Here is an 18157-nt window from a genome sequence, read left to right on the forward strand (position 1 = left end):
AGAATTAATGTTGAAAAAAATTAATTCTTTTATTAGTTTGTAGGGTGGGCATTGTAGTACCCACCCTACGGTTACTGTATGAATTGCTGCGAGCCATGTATAACAGCCAAAACCTCTATTTGTTCGGGCTTAATATAATAAATAATTCGATATGAACCTTCAATTACTTCACGAATCTGCTCAGTTTCAAACTCTGGCACAATTCTGCCAGATAAAGGAAAATTAGAAATTTGTTCCGAACGTCTGGTAATTCGGTCTACTATCCTTGCTGCATATTGTGGTGAGTTTTGGGAAATGTAAGTGTAGATAGCTGATAAGTTTTCTATAGCTGTTTCTGTCCAAAAAACTTTCACTCTGGTAGTCCAAATTTTGCCCTAACTGCTTGTACAGAAGTTACTCTACCAGCCTGAGAGTCAGCAAGTCCAGCCTCAATTACTTGTCTGACATAAATCTCGTACATTAGATCATCCCATGTACAATTATCAGGCAATTGCTCAATTAATTTTTTTGCTTCTTCTTTGATGTTTAGTTTTTCCATATATCTTTAAACAATCGCTTTATGTCTATATTGTAGGCGATCGCAATTGCCTCATCACATTCCCCAAGATACCCGACTTCTTCAAGAAGTCGGGTATCTGCGCCTCCAGAATTATCCCAACCCGAATAGTTTAGAAATTACAGGTAATAATTTATTTGCGGCTTCTACCAATGTGGCGACGGCGGGTAAGCCAGAAAATAAACCTTTTAACATGGTGATGGCTGTCTTAGCAGTTTTTTGCTTGGTCTGTTCTTGGGGATTTTGGCCTGCTTCGGCTAAGGTTTTGACTTGTTCTAAAGCCTCGGCTTTGTCTTCATCAGATAATTCTGAAGATTGGGAAATTGCCGCTTGTAATTGTGTGAGTAATTCTTTAATTCCTGGTTGCTCACTATTGGGGGAATCGGGTAACTCATTAATGGCAATATTGACATTGCCGCTAATTGTTCCTAAGTTGGCAACAGAACCACCACCCGCAATACCACTAACATTACTGCTGCCTTGAATACTAATGCCGCTAATATCAGACACTTCATTATCTCCTTCTATATAATATTTGGGCTGCTTGAGAGCAGTTGTCAGCATCGTTTCTAAACTACGAATGCGATCGTCTTTTTCTATAAGTAATGATTGTTGACTTTGAGATAAAGCTTTGAGTTGATTATAATCTGCAAAATATTCAGCACTCAGTTGCGATTTATTAACATCTGCCGCAGTTTTGGCGCGGAGTAATAATTTATCATCGCCGCGTTTCTCCATTGCAACGATTTCTAACTGAGCTTCGGGATGATTTTCTGCTAATTTCTTAAACGCAATAGCAATGGCGCGAGGGTCAACGCCTTGATTGTGATATAGGTCGAGGGTGTCAAAAATTGGTTGAATAAATTCGGCAAAGTCGCCGTCTTGAAAGACTTCTTGTTGATTATCGGGTTTGCGGAGGGGGTTGGGGTTGGCTTTGGTGGGTAAACGCATAAAGACATATTCACACCTCACACCATGCAATTTAGTATCATTTGTAATACCCCAATCTTCAATGAATGCACCTGTGAGAATTGCGCCTGTGAAATCGGTTGCGTCTAGTTGGGTTTGTTTAAGTTTGGCTCTGGATAAATCAGCATCTTGTAAATTAGCTTCACTGAGGTCAGCGCCGATAAAGCTGGCATCTGCTAGGTTAGCTTTTTGGAAGTTGATACCCCGCAGGATTTGGCGATCGAAGTTTTTGTCTTGTCCTTGTCCGGTAACTAACAGTTGACGAACTTGTGAGTTTTGCAGATAGGTTTTACCAGGGCGAACACGGTCAAGCATTTTGGCTTGATGCCAACAAGTAAGGGTGAGATTAGCGTTGCGGAAATCTGTGCTTTTGAGTGTGGCTTTGGTGAAGTCAGCATTGGTTAAGTCAGCGTTACGAAAACTTGTACCACCTATAGCTGCAAAGGCAATAGCTGAATTACGAACTAGAGAATATTTTTCGTTTCCTTTCATCGCTTGCCAAGCGATGTAAATGTCTAGTAAAGTTCCAACTAAGGCAAAGGCTGCTGTTGCAACTTTAGATAGAGATAATTTACTAACTGAGACTAGTACTCCAGTAGCTACTCCAGTTAAGGCTACAGCTACAGCTATGGCTAATACTCCAGTAGCTGCTTCTACTATGGCTAGGGTTATGACTAGTCCAAATGTGCTTATTCCCGCAAACACTAAGGCAAAGCATCCAGCAGAGGCAATGGCTACACCTAAATTGAAATAGCTATCTCCGCCACTGATAATTATTATGAATGCTGTAGCTATAGTAAATGCAAAGGCTCCGACTCCTAAATCGAATGCTACTCCCAAACGAATTGTTAAGAAGTAGAAAGCAATCAATATGAGCAAAATAACCCAGCCTACTGGCTGGTATTCTGTACGAGATAAGATAAATGTTGACGATACAAAGTAACCGTTGAAAGTCCAGAAAATTCCTAAAGTTACTGAAAGTTGGAATGAAAAAGGAATTAATAGAATCGCTAAATATTTGAGAAATCCAGCTTTGGCGTGGCTAAAGTTTGCTCCTGTTAAGTTAGCACCGCTAAAGTTTGCGCCTTGAATATCGGCATAGCTAAAATTTGCACCCGTAAGGTCTTGTTCTTTAAAGTTGCGCCCTCGAAGATTTTGACCAGAGAAGTCTAAAGCCATTATGTAGTTTTACGCACTTAGGCAAATTTTACTACACGCTTTAGCCTATAAACTTAAGAGTGCTGAGTTTACACAAATCTTGGTTGAGCGTATCTGTCCCGCTTGGAAATAAATTCCGAGTCTCATAACGCAGACTCATTGCGATCGCGTCGTTCCACTGCGTTGCATTCGCAATGATATATCATAAGTAATCTGCTGGATATGATATGGCGCGATCGCACTCATCTTAAATAAGGACTGGAAATTAAAGAAACATCTTTCTCATTTCCAATCCTCAAGTAACTATCGCCAATCTTCCCAGTTTTGATTAAATATTGAGGTGTCAGGGAAGGCAGTAGGATTGCCATTTTGCTCTAACAAGCGTTTCAATGCTTGCAGTTGTGGTTCTGGTTTGGGTAAATCATCCACTATTTGGTATGGTGCAATATGATTTTTTAAGGCGAAAGCTACTACAGTTCCCGCCGCAGCACCAGAAGACCATTCAAAGGAATGTACCCGATAAGCTGCTGAAGCAATATGACTAGTAGCGATACTTTTACCACCAACGATTAAATTATCAATTTTTTGGGGAATCATTGCCCGTAGCGCAATTTGGAATGGATAAGCTTGTCCTGCGCCGCGTCTTTCGCCGGGACGTTCTTTGTTACCTGGGGTTTCTGGTGGACTTTGCACCATGCAAGGATGAAAGTCGATGGCGTAATGACCAATACCTACAGCATCTGGGTAAATTGTCGAACGGCTGCGGCGTAATGCTTTATCTGGTGAGACTTGCCCAGTAATTACTGATGCAGCTTCTAAACCTGCCAGTGTCGCTTTTAACTGACGATAAGTATCCGCAGTTAAAGTTTTGCGGTAGTACTCATCGTTGTAGTTGCGGCGAGAAATATCAACTTCCCAAATAGTAAAGCCTTGGGGCTGTCCCCAACTAGGGCGACCAATTATCCGCCTACCTTCTCGCATATAGGGATATTTTGACAAGCCATGCACCGTTCCCATTGGTGAATTTAAGCCTGTCAGCAATCGATTTCGTGTTTGCGGTTCTTTTACACCCTTGCCTAACTGAGAATCTGTAGTTCCAGCGACTAGCCAGTAATAATATGCCAAGGCGTTTTCTTCACCTTTGCGGAGGGTTTCTGTCCTGAGTCCGCCCATCCAACCGCCTGGTTTTAACTGTCCCGCGGCTTGCAATTGTTGACGAGTGTAAACTAAGTTATCTTTGGCAGTACCTGGACGGTAGTCGTTACCCCAAGTCCAGTTTTGCATAGAGATATCTCCTGGGGTGGGTGCAGTAAATTTCACACCGTTGAATTGTGTGGGTTGTCCGGGGGTGGGGTTCCAGATGCGGCGGTAGGTAAAAACTAAACCAAAGTTGGCTAATCTTTTTAATTCATAGCTGAAATATGGTGAATACTGTAAATAGAATGGGGGCATTGTTTGGGGTTGTGGTTCCCTAGTAGCCTCCATTGCAAAGGTATAGGTAAAACCTTGAGTACAGTAAGGATCATTACTGGTGCTGGAAGCAGAAGGTTCGAGGAAAGAACGCCCATCAATACCCAAACGATAGGGAACATCTGCTAGGGCAATAATTTCGCCAGTTTCACTTGCATCAACAACGTACCACTGGGGAGAATTGCTGGTGGTGGATTTTTTGCTAACTTTGGGAACAAAGCGAATAATCTTTTTGCTCAAGCGAGATGAGTTTTGGTAGGTATAAGCATCTTTAAATGTTTGCGCTAGGGTAAAGGTGTTGAGGGGTGGTGCGCCTTTAGCTGCTTGATGTTGAATGGCGATCGCACCATCAATGATTTTCCCACTAGAATTAATATTTACTTCCTTAATTACAGTATTAGGAAACCATTGCAATTTCCCTTTGCCCTTTTTTTCTGCATCTTTGAGCATCTGTATCAGAATTGTGTGGGCATCACGGGGTAAAAAACAAGAGTCACTTACCCAACACTCACCAGGGTTAAGTTTGCCGTAATGGCGTTGAATCCTGTTGCGTAATTCAGTATACCCGCGAGAATAGAATTGGCGATCGCGTTGGGTTGGTCGTTCATCTAACGCAGATGTCCCCTGAGAAGAAATTTGTCCCCCCAACCAATCAGTAATTTCTGTTAAACACACTGTTCGGCCTGCTAGTAACCCTTCGTAAGCTGTGGCTACCCCAGAAAGTCCACCACCGACTACTAACATCTCGCAATTTACTGTTTGATCTGGCGTTCTCGGCGGTGCAGCAACAATAGTAGAGTTAGGTAAAAAATATGTTGAGACTAAGCTAAGACTGAAGAGTGTTGCTTGAAAACCAGCTACTATGCGTCTGCGCTTCATGATTTGAGAACTCTTTCAACTCCTGTGCCAACTTGTAGACGGTACCATTTCCGAAATGTTCACCACAAGTCACTGTAGATAGTTGAAGGCTAATATTTGCCTTCTTATATCGGAAACATTTGGCTGTCATTTATCCTTTGTAATCACATCAGTTTCAAGACAAGTGGGCTTATATTCCCTTTTTTTCAAAACTGCTGTACACTTTTTTAATCTTGTTCAGCAACAATTTTAACAAGAGATAGCAGTACATTTACTATTCCTTTTATGAACATTCCAAACATAGAGACAGCCCAAATAAGATTTTTTGATAGTATTTACAGGTCTTGTGTCGAAAAATGTAGACATATAGCAAGTGTTCCTAGTATGTTTGAGGGTTTAGATCGCGGCACAGCAGTGTTATGTAACGAAACAGAATGTGACCGATACATTGCTTGTTATGGTGGACATCATTTTCACAAGCTTTGTGCTGCATTTGACTGCACTAACTTTCTCTACACTGATGGTAAAAATATAGAAATTATCGATTGGGGATGTGGACAAGCACTTGCAACTTGCGTTTTGATTGACTATTTCATTCAATATTGTATCAAACCCAATATCACATCAATTACCCTTATAGAGCCATCTTCAATAGCACTAAATCGTGGTTGCTATTTTATTAAGCAAATGTTTCAAAATAATCTTTCTACATCAACTATGCTAAGAGTAGTTAACAAGTATATTGATGATTTAAATTCTAGTGATTTAGTTTCAGACCAAAATACTATTAAAATTCACATTTTCTCCAATATCATTGATGTAGAAGCATTTAATCTAGAACAACTATATAGATTAATGACTAATTCTTTCAAAGGATTAAATCGCATTATTTGTACAAGTCCAGGTAATCATCGTAAAGATAGGTTAAATAAATTTCATGAGTTATTTTTACAATCTTGTCAAGTTACAAACTCAGTAACATCAAATGAATCAATTGATGGTGAAGTTTTCTACGTTAAAACTAAAAGATATGAGATGGTTAAAATAGATAGGTATGAGATACAATTCACGGTAAACTTGCCAGAATACTAAGGAATAATATGAAAAGTAAAATTTCTCCAAGTTTTATTCAAGGAGACTTGTTCTCAGGGTTTATTAATGTTAAGGATGAAGCAAATGACGAGATAGTGGGTAAAAAATTATCTCTGCCAGATGCTGAAGTTACTTTTTATCGCAGTTTCTTTAGTCAGCAAGAAAGTGATGAGTTTTTTCGCTTGCTGCAAGATGAAATCAAATGGCGACAAGATAGTATGTATGCTTATGGCAAAGAGGTAAATTTGCCGAGAAAAACAGCATGGTATGGAGACAAAGAACACTCATATACATTTTCAGGTATTCATCTGGAACCAGAACCTTGGACACCAACATTGCTAAAAGTAAAAGAGCGCATTGAGAAGGTTATAGAAATACAATTTAACAGTGTTCTACTTAATCTTTACCGCGATGGAAATGATGGCATTTCTTGGCATACGGATGCAGAGAAAGAACTAGGTAAAAATCCTGTAATTGCCTCTGTCAGCTTTGGTGGTGCGAGAAGGTTTATGTTCAGACACAAGCACAACAAAGATTTGAAAGCTGAAGTTGAGCTAACACATGGCAGTTTTCTGCTCATGGCTGGTACAACACAGCATTTTTGGCAACACCAAATTCCAAAAACGTCAAAAAAGGTTGAACCCAGAATAAATTTGACTTTCAGGGTAATTTTTCCTCTCCACTGAGTTTCTTAAGTTACAAATCAACTTGAGAAACTCAGCTATTGTGCAGTGAGTACATACAACCGATAACTAAATTCTGTTATAGATTGGAAAAAGGCACAAACTCATCGAGATGGTTGTGATGTACAGCAAGAATCAATTTGTTTTAGCATTAGTCTTGAAAAGCGCGATCGCATTTTCACCCTTGCTGCTGTCTGCTGGTTTGGCTAGTGGACAAACTATACCACCCATCGCCAAAGCACAAACTGTAGCGCAGGTACTCTCAACTCCAGAACGGGAAGAATTAAACCAACTGCGGAAGCAAGTTCCATCTAATTTGAATCAGACAAATATTTTGCTCAATGTCTGGTTAGTTATACTCAGTCTATTTCCTGTCGCTGTAATTGCTTTATTTTGGTTGTTACGGCGAGTCGCAATTCGAGAAATTGTTGACAGAGCAATGGGACAGCTACAAGGCATAGAAAATTTACAAAATCAGATAACTATTGTTAAGCAAGAAGCCGAAAATTTGATTCAAGAAGTCAAAAAAATCAATCGAGAATTAGAAAATGAATCGGCAGCTTTACAGCAGAAGATACAACAAGAACAAGATAATTTATCTACTTTTTCTGCTGATTTAATGCAATCAAAAAATAGTATATTATCCAGCTTAGAAACAGAAATAAAGCACCTGCAAAAGCATATAGAACATATAGAATCTGAATTTAGTAATCAATTACAAGAGTTGCAGTTAGCTGCTGCACAAAAACGCGATATAAGTTTAGAGAATATAGGGAATTTAGAATCTGATTTTGCTTCGCACATTTCCGAAATCAAATTAGGCACTGAAAAACACAAGCATTTAACTTGGGACTATTTAGAAAAGTCTAAAAATGATTTCATAACTCAAATTACAAATCTACAATCGGATGTTCAACAGCAAAAAAATACCTTAATTGAAGGTTTGTTACAATCTCAAGCAGACTTGATCTCAGAGTTGGCAGGAATTAGGGTAGATGCTGAACAACAAAGAGATAGAACTAAACACAATATTTCCGAATTAGAACAAAGCTTTAATTTACATATATCAGGATTACGTTCTGAAAGTCAGCAGCGTAAAGATAACTTACTTGAAGAATTGGTCAAAAATCAAACAGAGTTTATCTCAGAGTTGGCGGGAATTAGGGTAAATGCTGAACAACAAAAAGATAAAACTCTGAATAATATCATAGAATTAGCAAATAGTCTGAAATCTCAACTTTCTATTTTGCCATCAGAGTATGAGCAACAAAAACAGATTTTATGGGAAAATCTGGAAAAATTACAAGCAGAAGCACAATTAGATATCCAAAATCGTCAAGATTTAATTATCGAAAATTTGGAAAAATCGGGTTTAGAGTTTGCTGCACAATTTTCAGAGTTACAGGTAAATGCTCAAAAACAAAAGTTATTCATTCTGGAAAAACTGGAAAAATTAGAAACGGAATTTGTGGCGCAACTTTCGGATTTACAATTAGATGCTCAACAACGTAAAGAGTCAATTCTGCAAGAAATTACAGAATCAAAAGAACAACAAACTCCAGAACCGCCAGTATCAGTAGAAGCTGATTTACAACAGGGTGATGATTTATTTGCCCAAAAGCAATATGAAGAAGCGATCGCCTGCTACAATCAAGCAGTCAAAATCCAGCCGGAGAATGCAACTGCTTGGTTGAAACGTGGTTTAACTTTCGCTAGATTAAAGCGTTATCAAGATGCGATCGCCTCTTATGATCAAGCTATCAAGTTGCAACCAGATTACCATCAAGCGTGGTGCGATCGCGGCGTAGCTTTCGGTAATCTCCGCCAGCATAAGCAAGCCTTTGCTTGTTTTAATAAAGCGACCAAAATCAAACCCGATGATGCAACTGCTTGGTTAAATCGTGGTCTATCCCTCATCGAACTGGATGAATACGAAGAAGCATTAGCTTCATTTGAGCAAGCATTAACATTTCAACCAGAATCTCCGAAACTGTGGGATAAACGCGGTTATACGCTGGTAAGATTAGGGCTGGATGATGATGCGATCGCGGCATTTAATCAAGCCATAGCCATTAAACCAGATTATGCGATCGCTTATTACAACAAAGCAGCTTGTTATGCACTGCAAAAACAAGCCGAATTAGCAATTGAATGTCTGCAACAAGCAATTGAAATTAATCCCAGATATAAAGAAGAAGCAGCGGATGATATTGATTTTGATGAAATTGCCAATAATGAAAGATTTCAGCAGTTAATCACTAGCTAGTTAGACTAAATTTGTTGCCTTAACCAATTACAAAAACTAACATGATAAAGACTGTAATAAATTTCTTTAGCTATTGATTTTAAATGTAGAAACTCGTGCCACTGATCTAAAATTACCTTAATTTCATATTCATCTGTATCTAACCTTGACGCTATAATTTCTCTTGGTATTGATTGCTCTTGAACTAATATATTTAACACCTGTAAAGCCATTGTTTGTTGTTTACAAATTGCTAAATTCATCTTTTCTAAATGATTTTGATAATAGAGTTGTAAGTTTGGGGGATAAATGTCTTTATTAGTTGCTGCTAAAATTTCGCTAACATACATAAAATTTGTTTCATCATTGTTAAGTGAAATATCTTCAAAATTCTTCTCTGCACTCAGACTATCATCAGAATGGCACAATTCATTTAAATAAGTTTTAATATATTCTTGGATATCAGCACGATTTTTTTCTAAGTACACTGATAAATCTAAAGATTGGGATGGGGTTTCAATTAATAAACCTGATTTATCTGTTAGAAAAGGACGACGAGTGAGGATAAAATAAACTTTTTCTGGTAAGTAGCGGGGTAAATAGAAAATATTTGATCCGCGTGGTTGATTGTTGATATCAATTCTATCGCAACCATCAATTGTAATAATCAATCTTTGTTGAAAATTTAATTTGTCGCTGATTTGTTGCAGTAACAACGATAAAAAACTACTATCTTCTACGGTAGATTCAATCAAATCAGCAGGTATATTTTTAATGCCTTGATTTTGAGCAATTTCTATTAATTGATTGTAAACCATCGCCAGGAATTCTTCAGCGCGACTTTTACCCAAAATTTCGACATTATAATAGATAGTTCCGGGATTTTGGCTAACATAATGGGCAATAATCGCACTCTTACCAATTCCCGGCTCACCAATAATAGTAAAATAGCCCCGGTCATATTGGTTGAGAAAGTTGTTAATAGCAGCAAAGACAAATTCACGTCCGACAAATTTGTGATTTTTGGCGTTAATAATTTGTCTAAATTCTGGGGGATATCTGGGAATATTACTTGTATTTTGGGTAATATTATTCATTTTTTAATCACCTTCTAACACCAGAAAATGAACACGTCCTGATTGTTCTCCTGCTACAATTGTCAAGCCATCTGGGGAAACAGCACAACACACAATAGATGTGTCACCAATAAAAGTAGAAATTTCTTTTCCTGTCTCTAAATTCCACAACTTTATCGTCTTGTCATCAGAACTAGAAATGGCTTTTTTGCCATCAGTGATAATTGCTACTGATCTGACCCAATTTTGATGACCAGTCAAAGTATAAATTTCCTTTCCTGTCTCTAAATCCCAAAGTTTTAGAGTTTTATCATCAGAACCAGAAAGGGCTTTTTTGCCATCTGGAGTAATTGCTACTGTTTTGACTCGATAAGTATGACCAGTGAGGGTAAAAATTTCCTGACTTGTTGCTAAATTCCATATTTTTAGAGTGTTATCCCAAGAACCAGAAATAGCTTTGTTTCCATCAGGAGTAATAGCTACCGACCAGATTGCACCTCTATGACCTCTAAGGGTAGAGAGTTCTTTTCCTGTCTCTAAATCCCACAATTTTAGGGTGTTATCTTCTGAACCAGAAAGGGCTTTTTTACCGTTTGCAGTAATAGCTACTGCCCATATTGAACCTTGATGACCAGTGAGGGTGAAAATTTCCTGACCTGTTTCTAAATTCCACAATTTTAAGGTGTTATCAGATGCACTAGAAAGAGCTTTTTTGCTATCTGGAGTGATAGCTACTGCTGTTACCCAACCTTTATGACCTGTATTTGCATAAGCTTCTAAAGGAAGAGTAAAAATTTCCTTTCCTGTTGGTAAATCCCAGAGTTTCAAAGTTTTATCATCAGAACCAGAAACAGCTTTTTCACCGTTTGGAGTAATAGCTACTGCATTTACCCAGTCGTTATGGCCTGTTTGATTAAAGATTTCTTGATCTGTTTCTAAATCCCAGAGTTTTAGAGTTTTATCATCTAAACCAGAAAGAGCTTTTTTGCCATCTGGGGTAATGGCTACTGCATTTACCCATTCGTTATATCCAGTAAGGATAGAGATGGACTTTCCTATTGCTAAATCCCAAATTTTTACAGCTTTTTTGCCATCTGGGGTAATGTCTAATATATTTGCAGCGTCGTTATTATAACGTTTGCCAGGAAGAGTAAAAATTTCTTTTCCTATTTCTAAATCCCAGATTTTTATGGTTTTATCATAAGAACCAGAAACGGCTTTTTTGCCATCTGGGGTAATTGCTACTGTTCTTACCCAGTTGTCATGACCAGTTAAAGTAAATATTTCTTGACTTGTGTCTAAATCCCAGATTTTTAGAGTTTTATCATCAGAACCAGAAATGGCTTTTTTGCCATCTGGGGTAATTGCTACTGTCTTTACCCAATTGTTATGGCCTCTGAGGGTAAATATTTCTAACCCAGTTTCCAAGTCCCAGAGTTTCAGGTTGTGGTCATCAGAACCGGAAACAGCTTTTTGACCATCTGGTGTAATTGCTACTGCATTTACCCAATTGTCATGACCAATGAGAGTCAAAATTTCCTGACCAGTTTCCAAATCCCAGAGTTTCAGGGTATGGTCATCGGAACCAGAAACTGCTGTTTGTCCATCTGGTGTAATTGCTACTGCATTGACACAGCCGTAATGACCAGTCAGGGTGGAGATTTCTTTTCCTGTCTCTAAATTCCAGAGTTTCAGGGTATGGTCATCGGAACCAGAAATGGCGGTTTTGCCATCTGGTGTAATTGCTACTGCATTGACGCAGCCGTAATGACCAGTGAAAGTAAAAATTTCTTTTCCTGTCTCTAAATCCCAGAGTTTCAGGGTACTGTCATCAGATGCAGAAATGGCTTTTTGACCATCTGGTGTAATTGCTACTGCACTTACTGAGTGATTATGTCCTGTGAGGGTACGCAGTAGATTTCCGTCTGGAGTAGTTAAGCTGGCTGTAGTCGGACGGAATCGCGGAATTTCACTTTTACTTTGGACTGCATCTGTTAATATTGTCTGGATTTCTGACTGCGGGAAAGCCTGTAATCTTCCCCATAATTGCCCGACTAATTGGGTTTTATCTTGATTCAAAACATGGGCGGATAACTGTAAAGCACGTTTAATTAATTTCAGAGTTTTGATTTTATCTGGATCTAGTTTTTCGTCTGCTTCTAAGTTCGCTAATATCTCTGGATCATCAATCAAATCATAATCCCTAATCAGGGCTTCTACTCCAAAGTGCGGATCTTGAATTTTGAGAGCAATAAAATCAAAATCTGTGAGAGTTTGATAATATATTGCCGAGTTTCCTGCTTTTAATTGTTTTTCAGGAAATTGACCCATAAACAAGTTTTGAAATTCTGGTGATTTTGCGGCTAATTTAGTAGAAATTTTACTCATTTATGCCATCTCATTGAGCATATACTCAGCCATAATTTTATTAACTTCTCTAAACAGTTTGCGTCCTTTACCTAATTTATCTTGCCCTTTGAGAAACTCTAAGAAACTCCGATGATAAATACTATAGTAAGTTTTTCCTTCTTCTACATTGACTGTCGGTGTTACATATTCAACCCAATCATTTAACACCGATTTCACATTATATTCATCTTCATCAAGAATTTCTGCAATCATGCTGAGAGATATTGCTTCACCTCTTTCTACTAAGATATAAAGTATTTTCACCTTTTGTTCATTAGATTCATTATTCATCCCCATCCGCTGCCAATGAGTTGTATAATAATCTTGCAGACCTTGGGGTAATCCTTTTAAAGTTAAATCGTTATATTTACCTTCAGAAATTCCCGGTAATAGATAGCGTAAATATATGAAATTATTTTCACTCTTAACAGCTATTTCCTGAGTAAAAGTCTCTTCTGAAATATGGCGATCGCTAATCCAAACTTTCAGCTGATGATCATTCTGCAAAAAAAGTTGAATATACTCTTTGACATCTTCCTGACTCGCAGCTATATAATCACTTTTTGTTAAATCTAATTCATCCACAGGCGTATCAGGAGACAACGTTAAACGTTTAGTTTCTTGAGTATAAGGTCGTCTAGTCAGTAAAAAATAAATCCCATCAGGTAGATTTTGAGGTAAATCTAAAAGATTACTATTTCCGGCTTGTTCTACTTCATCCAGTGCATCAACAACAATAACAAGTTTTTGCCCTTTGAGTTCTTCACTAGCTTTTTGCAGTAAGGTTCTTAAATCAGCATTTTCTGAGTTTTGTAGAGCATACCGCTTAATTAATTGTTGGCGGATGTTAGCTAAAAACTGTTCTGGTTTATTGCGTCCTTCTGCGAATACATTAAAATAACAAGGACATTTGATCATCGAAATATATTTAGCTGCGATCGCACTTTTTCCCATCCCTGCATCCCCAATCACAGTAAAATAACCTTTGGGTTGAGTGGCGAAAAATTTATTAATAGCTTTGAACACAAAATCACGCCCACAAAATAGGCGCGTTTTTTCAAAAATTAAGGCTTTAAACTCTTTGGGATAAACATCTAGATTCCAATCTGGATAAGGCTGATATTTAGATGATTTAGTTTGTTTGGCAACTGCAATAAAAGTTTCGCCAAATTCCTCTAATTCCGCCGAAAAATTAATTTTACTATGAATAATCTGTGTTTTGAGTTCGCTATTTTGATTCAGAAATTTTTTGGTATTTTCTACAAACCCAAAACCAGCATTATTACTATAAGCATCCCAAAAAAAATCTTTAATTACTTTCTCTCTCAACAAGTTTAAAATTGCTTCTGGTTTAAATACGCCATACTTTACCAGTGTGTAAGCATAAACAGTATCAACGTCATCAATAATTTGAGTAGGATTGAGTTTTAATTCTTGTAAAACTTTAATAACAGCTTCGTTTTTTTGAGCTTGTTTAATAATTATTTGACTAGCTTGAGGCGCATATTTCTTAATTACTGAAGTAATGACAGCAAACTCTATCATAGTTTATACTTAAAGACTACTGATAAAAATAAACTAAACTATACAATAACCCTTCTTGAACTAAGATTATACTTATATAAGTTTTTTGTATATAATTTAACATAATTTTAGAGGTAACTAGCTAAATTTAAATATAAGGTATACAACTTCTAAAAATGATCATCATTCTGAAGGGAAGAGAGCAGTTGCTGTAGGCAACTGCTCTTTCCCACCAAAATAAATCTCTGCACTCAACAATAAAAGAACGCAGTGAGGAGAATGGCTATTGCAAGAAAAACCGTTATTTAACTTCTAACAATTACGTTGCTCCTTAACAAATATCAACAAACCACTTGCCTAAGTTTGGTAAATTCTCTTGACCAAAATTAGTCAAACGTGAAATTTTATGTTCAATTTCTTGCATGGCTTCTTTATTTCTAATGCTTTAAAACAATTCGATAACGAGCCTTGCCTGCTTCTAAATGAGCGATCGCTTCATTTACTTGGCTAAAATCAAAAGTTTCTGTCACAGGTTCAATGCCATGACGCGCAGCAAAGTCGAGCATTTTTGCGATTGTTATCGGGCTACCTGTAGGGCTACCCGATATGGATTTTTGCCCAGCAATTAAAGGAAACACATAAGCTTGAATTGGGTTTGGTACGACTCCCACAAAATGTAACCGTCCTTTGGGGCGCAGTGCATTAATGTACGTTGCCCAATCTAAATCTGCATTTACTGTTGAGAGAATCAAATCAAACGAGTTGGAAACAGACTCGATCGCTTTGGCATCGCGGGAGTTTATGAAGTGATTAGCGCCTAACTCACGGGCTTCAGACTCTTTATTTGGATTGGTTGAAAATGCCGTGACATCACATCCCCAAGCTTTTAGAAATCGTAATGCTATATGTCCAAGCCCTCCGATCCCAATTACACCAACTCTATCAGTTGGCTTGACATCGAATTGAACAATGGGGTTGAACACGGTAACACCTCCACAGAACAGCGGCCCCACCTTAGCAGGATCAACTGCTTCTGGCAGAGGAATCACCCATTCTTCATGGGCGCGTACCTTATCAGCAAATCCGCCATAACGACCGATAATCGTTTGCTCTAGGGTTAGGCATAAGTTGTGATCGCCGGACATACAATATTCGCAGTGCATACAAGAATGGGAAGACCACCCCAATCCGACACGCTGACCGACTTTGAGCGTGGTAACGCGATCGCCAACAGCTGCGATCGTTCCCACAACTTCATGGCCAGGCACAAAGGGATATCGACTGATACCCCAGTCATTTTTGAGCATACTTAGGTCGCTATGGCAAAGTCCGCAATATTCAACATTAATTTCCACTTCTTGGTCTTTCAGCACACCTGGATCGTATTCAAATTGTTCTAGTGCTGCACCTACTGTTTTGGCTGCATAAGCATGAATCATGTTTAATTTTTCCTGTTTAAATATCAATTGTTGCAAGAACTAATCTGTATTATTGTGCAAATCCGGTTAAAACTAACTTGCCGATCGCTCGTCCAGATTCTCAATGAGCATAAGCTTGGGCGAAATTGTCTGGAGTTAAAGCTCTTAGATTCTTGGATAATATGTCGAGCTACTAATGTAGAAACTTCGTTCAACAAGTCATGTTGAGCCTGTATATCATCTGTTTCATACATCGGGCGAGTAAACTAGATTCCCAGACAAGGGTTACACTCTTTTCTCTGGAAGTCCCTAATGCTAATCAAAACCCCGACTTTGTTAAAAAGTCGGGGTTCTTTTGATTCACGAATTATTTACTACTATGGTTATATTATCTATGCGTTCCGACAGATATCTGCCTTTAATTTCTTCATTGAAAAACTCACCAACAGAGTCAGCCTCATGTAAATCTTCCCAAGTTTCTGGCTCAACTTCTGCATATTGATAGACTGCACCGTTGTGAAACTCTACTTGTAAAATGCGATCGCTCTCATTATACCCAACTGCGATCGCCATTGATGAGCTAACTGGTAGCATCGCAATTGGTTCTTCTACAATAGGAAGTGTTGCAGTTTCTGCCACAATCTCATTCAAGTGTTGCAAACCTTCGTAAGCTTCTATTGGTGCTGGAATTTCTAAAAATTCCAGTTCATCACCTCTATCAAGCAATAACTGCAAGTATCCTTCAGAATGAGCGATCGCTACTAAACTGCTCAAGTCTACCTTCGATAGCTTCATTAACTTGGCTCTCCTGCTGGTGTAGTGGTGGAGTGTAATATATTTACATAATCAGCAAATTAAATTAGTATATTTGTACTGTAAAAATATTTAGTCGTCAAGTTCTTTTACCGTGTCTTCATGAATATGGGGAAGCAGTGGTAACACCACGGTAAAGCAAATCTCTCTGGTGCGTGATTCGACAACAATAGAGCCACTTAAAAGTGCTACTAGTTTTTTCACCAAAGCCAACCCCAAACCAGTACCTCCAGCAGTTAAATGTCCCATATTGGGGATGCGGTAGAATTTGTCAAAAATGCGAGATAGTTCAACTTCAGGAATTTCTACACCAGAATTAACTACGCAAAGATGCAGCTGATCATCTTGTTGATGAGCAGTGACTGTAATATTTTCGCCTGGAGGCGTGTACTTACAGGCATTTTTGACTAACTCACGCACAATGCGGCTCAAGCTAGATATATCGGTAGTTAGTAATGGTAAATCAGGAGCCAGTTGAACTTGCAAATTTTTGTGCTGTTGTTGAGATTGAATTATAAATACTTCGATTGTGTAGGGAATCCAATCAGCCAAATTGATAGTTGTTAATTGTAAGGGATAAAACTCAGCATTTAAATATTGCAAATCCAGTAAATCTTGAATTAGCTGAAGTTCGCCTTCTGACTCTTCGTATAAAATTGTCAAGTATTGGGATACCTTGTGATTATGTTGTTTTATACTCGTTAATTCTGTTTCTAATAACTGGATAAATGATTGAATATTAGCGATGGGGTTGCGTAATTCATGAGAGATAGAACAGAGAAAATCATCTTTGAGTTGATTCAGTCGTTGTAACTCTTCAACTTGTGCTTGAGCAGCCTGATAAAGTCGAGCTTGGCGCAGCGCGATCGCACATTGATTTGCTAACTGTTTGACTAGCCTTACTTCCAGTTCATCAAAGGCTTTTGTTACTGATTTAAACAACCATAAACTACCTAAAATTTTTTGATCATCAAAAATTTGGCATAATAAAATAGCATATTTTCGCTCATATATATTATCACTATTGAGAAAGTACCAGCAAAATTGAGTGCAGTGTTCTGTCCGCAATTTTGTAGGAAATCCCACCCAGTTTTTTACTTGTTTAATACAATTAATACCCCAACCAATATCACTAGTATTGCTATATTCATGAGCAACAACACAAGTTTTTAAATCATTATTACAAATAGTTGCATAGCAACAATCTAGTTCCAAGCCAACTACCAACTCTGCCACTGCTGCCTGCCAAATTTGTCCTTCATCCAAACTGTCACGAACTGTATCTGTAATTCGTTTTAATCTTGCCTCAAATTCTAGAGATTTTTGTAATTCTTCAGTACGTTCGATAATTTGTTTTTCAAAACTTTTATTGAGTGCTTGCAAAGCTGCTTGTGCTTGTTGACGCTCTTGAATTTCTTGCTGTAAATGTTGAGTTTGCGCTATTAGTAATTGCCGCTGCTGATAAATAATTAATTGATTTTGCACCCGCGCCAGCACTTCCAACTCTTGAAAAGGTTTAGTAATATAGTCTACTCCCCCTAACTCAAAAGCTTTAATTTTATCTATAGTTTGATCTAAGGCACTAATAAAAATTATCGGAATGTTAGCGGTTTTTTCTTGTAATTTTAATTGTTGACAAACTTCATAGCCATTGAGTTCGGGCATATTAATATCTAATAAAATCAAATCAGGTGGTTCTATTTGTGCAGCCTGAATTGCCATTTTACCGCTAACAGTTTTTTTTACTTTAAATCCCTTAGACTCAAGTATCTTGGCTAACAGACGTAGATTATCTGGGGTATCATCAATCAGCAAAATTAAAGCAGAATGAGTAGAAGATGAGTTAGATAAGTCCATATTTAAAAAATCAGATGTAACTGCATGAT

13 protein-coding genes are annotated in these 18157 nt (G+C 37.9%); 3 read left to right on the plus strand and 10 right to left on the minus strand.

Going from position 1 to position 18157, the window contains the following annotated elements:
* Nucleotides 1-71 precede the first annotated feature (71 nt).
* The 4 genes from AC504W_RS16585 to AC504W_RS16600 all read right to left on the minus strand — a co-directional run bounded on the left by AC504W_RS16585 (nucleotide 72) and on the right by AC504W_RS16600 (nucleotide 5032).
* A complete protein-coding gene (locus AC504W_RS16585) occupies nucleotides 72-353 on the minus strand; it encodes a type II toxin-antitoxin system RelE/ParE family toxin (RefSeq protein ID WP_494873383.1) in 282 nt (93 codons plus the stop codon).
* On the minus strand, nucleotides 350-538 hold the full coding sequence (locus AC504W_RS16590; RefSeq protein ID WP_190670631.1) for a hypothetical protein: 189 nt from the start codon (nucleotides 536-538) through the stop codon (nucleotides 350-352). The genes AC504W_RS16585 and AC504W_RS16590 overlap by 4 nt, the downstream gene beginning before the upstream one ends.
* Nucleotides 539-649: 111 nt before the next feature.
* Nucleotides 650-2704, minus strand: a complete 2055-nt coding sequence (locus AC504W_RS16595; RefSeq protein WP_494873384.1) for a pentapeptide repeat-containing protein — start codon at nucleotides 2702-2704, stop codon at nucleotides 650-652.
* A gap of 282 nt (nucleotides 2705-2986) precedes the next feature.
* Nucleotides 2987-5032 (minus strand): FAD-dependent oxidoreductase, encoded by a 2046-nt coding sequence (locus tag AC504W_RS16600; protein WP_494873385.1) that lies wholly within the window; start codon nucleotides 5030-5032, stop codon nucleotides 2987-2989.
* Nucleotides 5033-5296: 264 nt separating this feature from the next.
* On the opposite strand from AC504W_RS16600, the gene AC504W_RS16605 reads away from it, so the two are divergent.
* From AC504W_RS16605 to AC504W_RS16615, 3 genes are all read left to right on the plus strand, one after another.
* The gene (locus AC504W_RS16605) at nucleotides 5297-6103 is read left to right on the plus strand and encodes a hypothetical protein (RefSeq protein WP_494873386.1); all 807 of its coding nucleotides are present in this window, start codon (nucleotides 5297-5299) and stop codon (nucleotides 6101-6103) included.
* Nucleotides 6104-6111: 8 nt separating this feature from the next.
* A complete protein-coding gene (locus tag AC504W_RS16610) occupies nucleotides 6112-6789 on the plus strand; it encodes an alpha-ketoglutarate-dependent dioxygenase AlkB family protein (RefSeq protein WP_494873387.1) in 678 nt (225 codons plus the stop codon).
* 118 nt (nucleotides 6790-6907) lie between these two features.
* Complete coding sequence (locus AC504W_RS16615) at nucleotides 6908-9052, plus strand: tetratricopeptide repeat protein (protein WP_494873388.1); 2145 nt, start codon at nucleotides 6908-6910, stop codon at nucleotides 9050-9052.
* Nucleotides 9053-9057: 5 nt separating this feature from the next.
* Here AC504W_RS16615 and AC504W_RS16620 read toward each other — a convergent pair whose 3' ends face one another.
* The 6 genes from AC504W_RS16620 to AC504W_RS16645 form a co-directional block, all read right to left on the minus strand.
* Entirely contained in the window at nucleotides 9058-10128 is a 1071-nt protein-coding gene (locus AC504W_RS16620; protein ID WP_494873389.1) for an ATP-binding protein, read from the minus strand.
* Nucleotides 10129-10131: 3 nt separating this feature from the next.
* The gene (locus tag AC504W_RS16625) at nucleotides 10132-12495 is read right to left on the minus strand and encodes a WD40 repeat domain-containing protein (protein ID WP_494873390.1); all 2364 of its coding nucleotides are present in this window, start codon (nucleotides 12493-12495) and stop codon (nucleotides 10132-10134) included.
* Nucleotides 12496-14061, minus strand: coding sequence for an AAA family ATPase (locus AC504W_RS16630; RefSeq protein ID WP_494873391.1), 1566 nt, complete (start codon nucleotides 14059-14061; stop codon nucleotides 12496-12498).
* Between the two features lie 416 nt (nucleotides 14062-14477).
* Nucleotides 14478-15479: an NADPH-dependent aldehyde reductase Ahr gene (ahr, locus tag AC504W_RS16635; RefSeq protein WP_494873392.1), complete on the minus strand. Its 1002-nt coding sequence runs from the start codon at nucleotides 15477-15479 to the stop codon at nucleotides 14478-14480.
* 339 nt (nucleotides 15480-15818) lie between these two features.
* Nucleotides 15819-16253, minus strand: a complete 435-nt coding sequence (locus tag AC504W_RS16640; protein ID WP_494873393.1) for a KTSC domain-containing protein — start codon at nucleotides 16251-16253, stop codon at nucleotides 15819-15821.
* Nucleotides 16254-16343: 90 nt separating this feature from the next.
* Nucleotides 16344-18128, minus strand: coding sequence for a hybrid sensor histidine kinase/response regulator (locus AC504W_RS16645; RefSeq protein ID WP_494873394.1), 1785 nt, complete (start codon nucleotides 18126-18128; stop codon nucleotides 16344-16346).
* Nucleotides 18129-18157 lie beyond the last annotated feature (29 nt).

The sequence above is a fragment of the Nostoc sp. C96 genome (assembly GCF_059384975.1).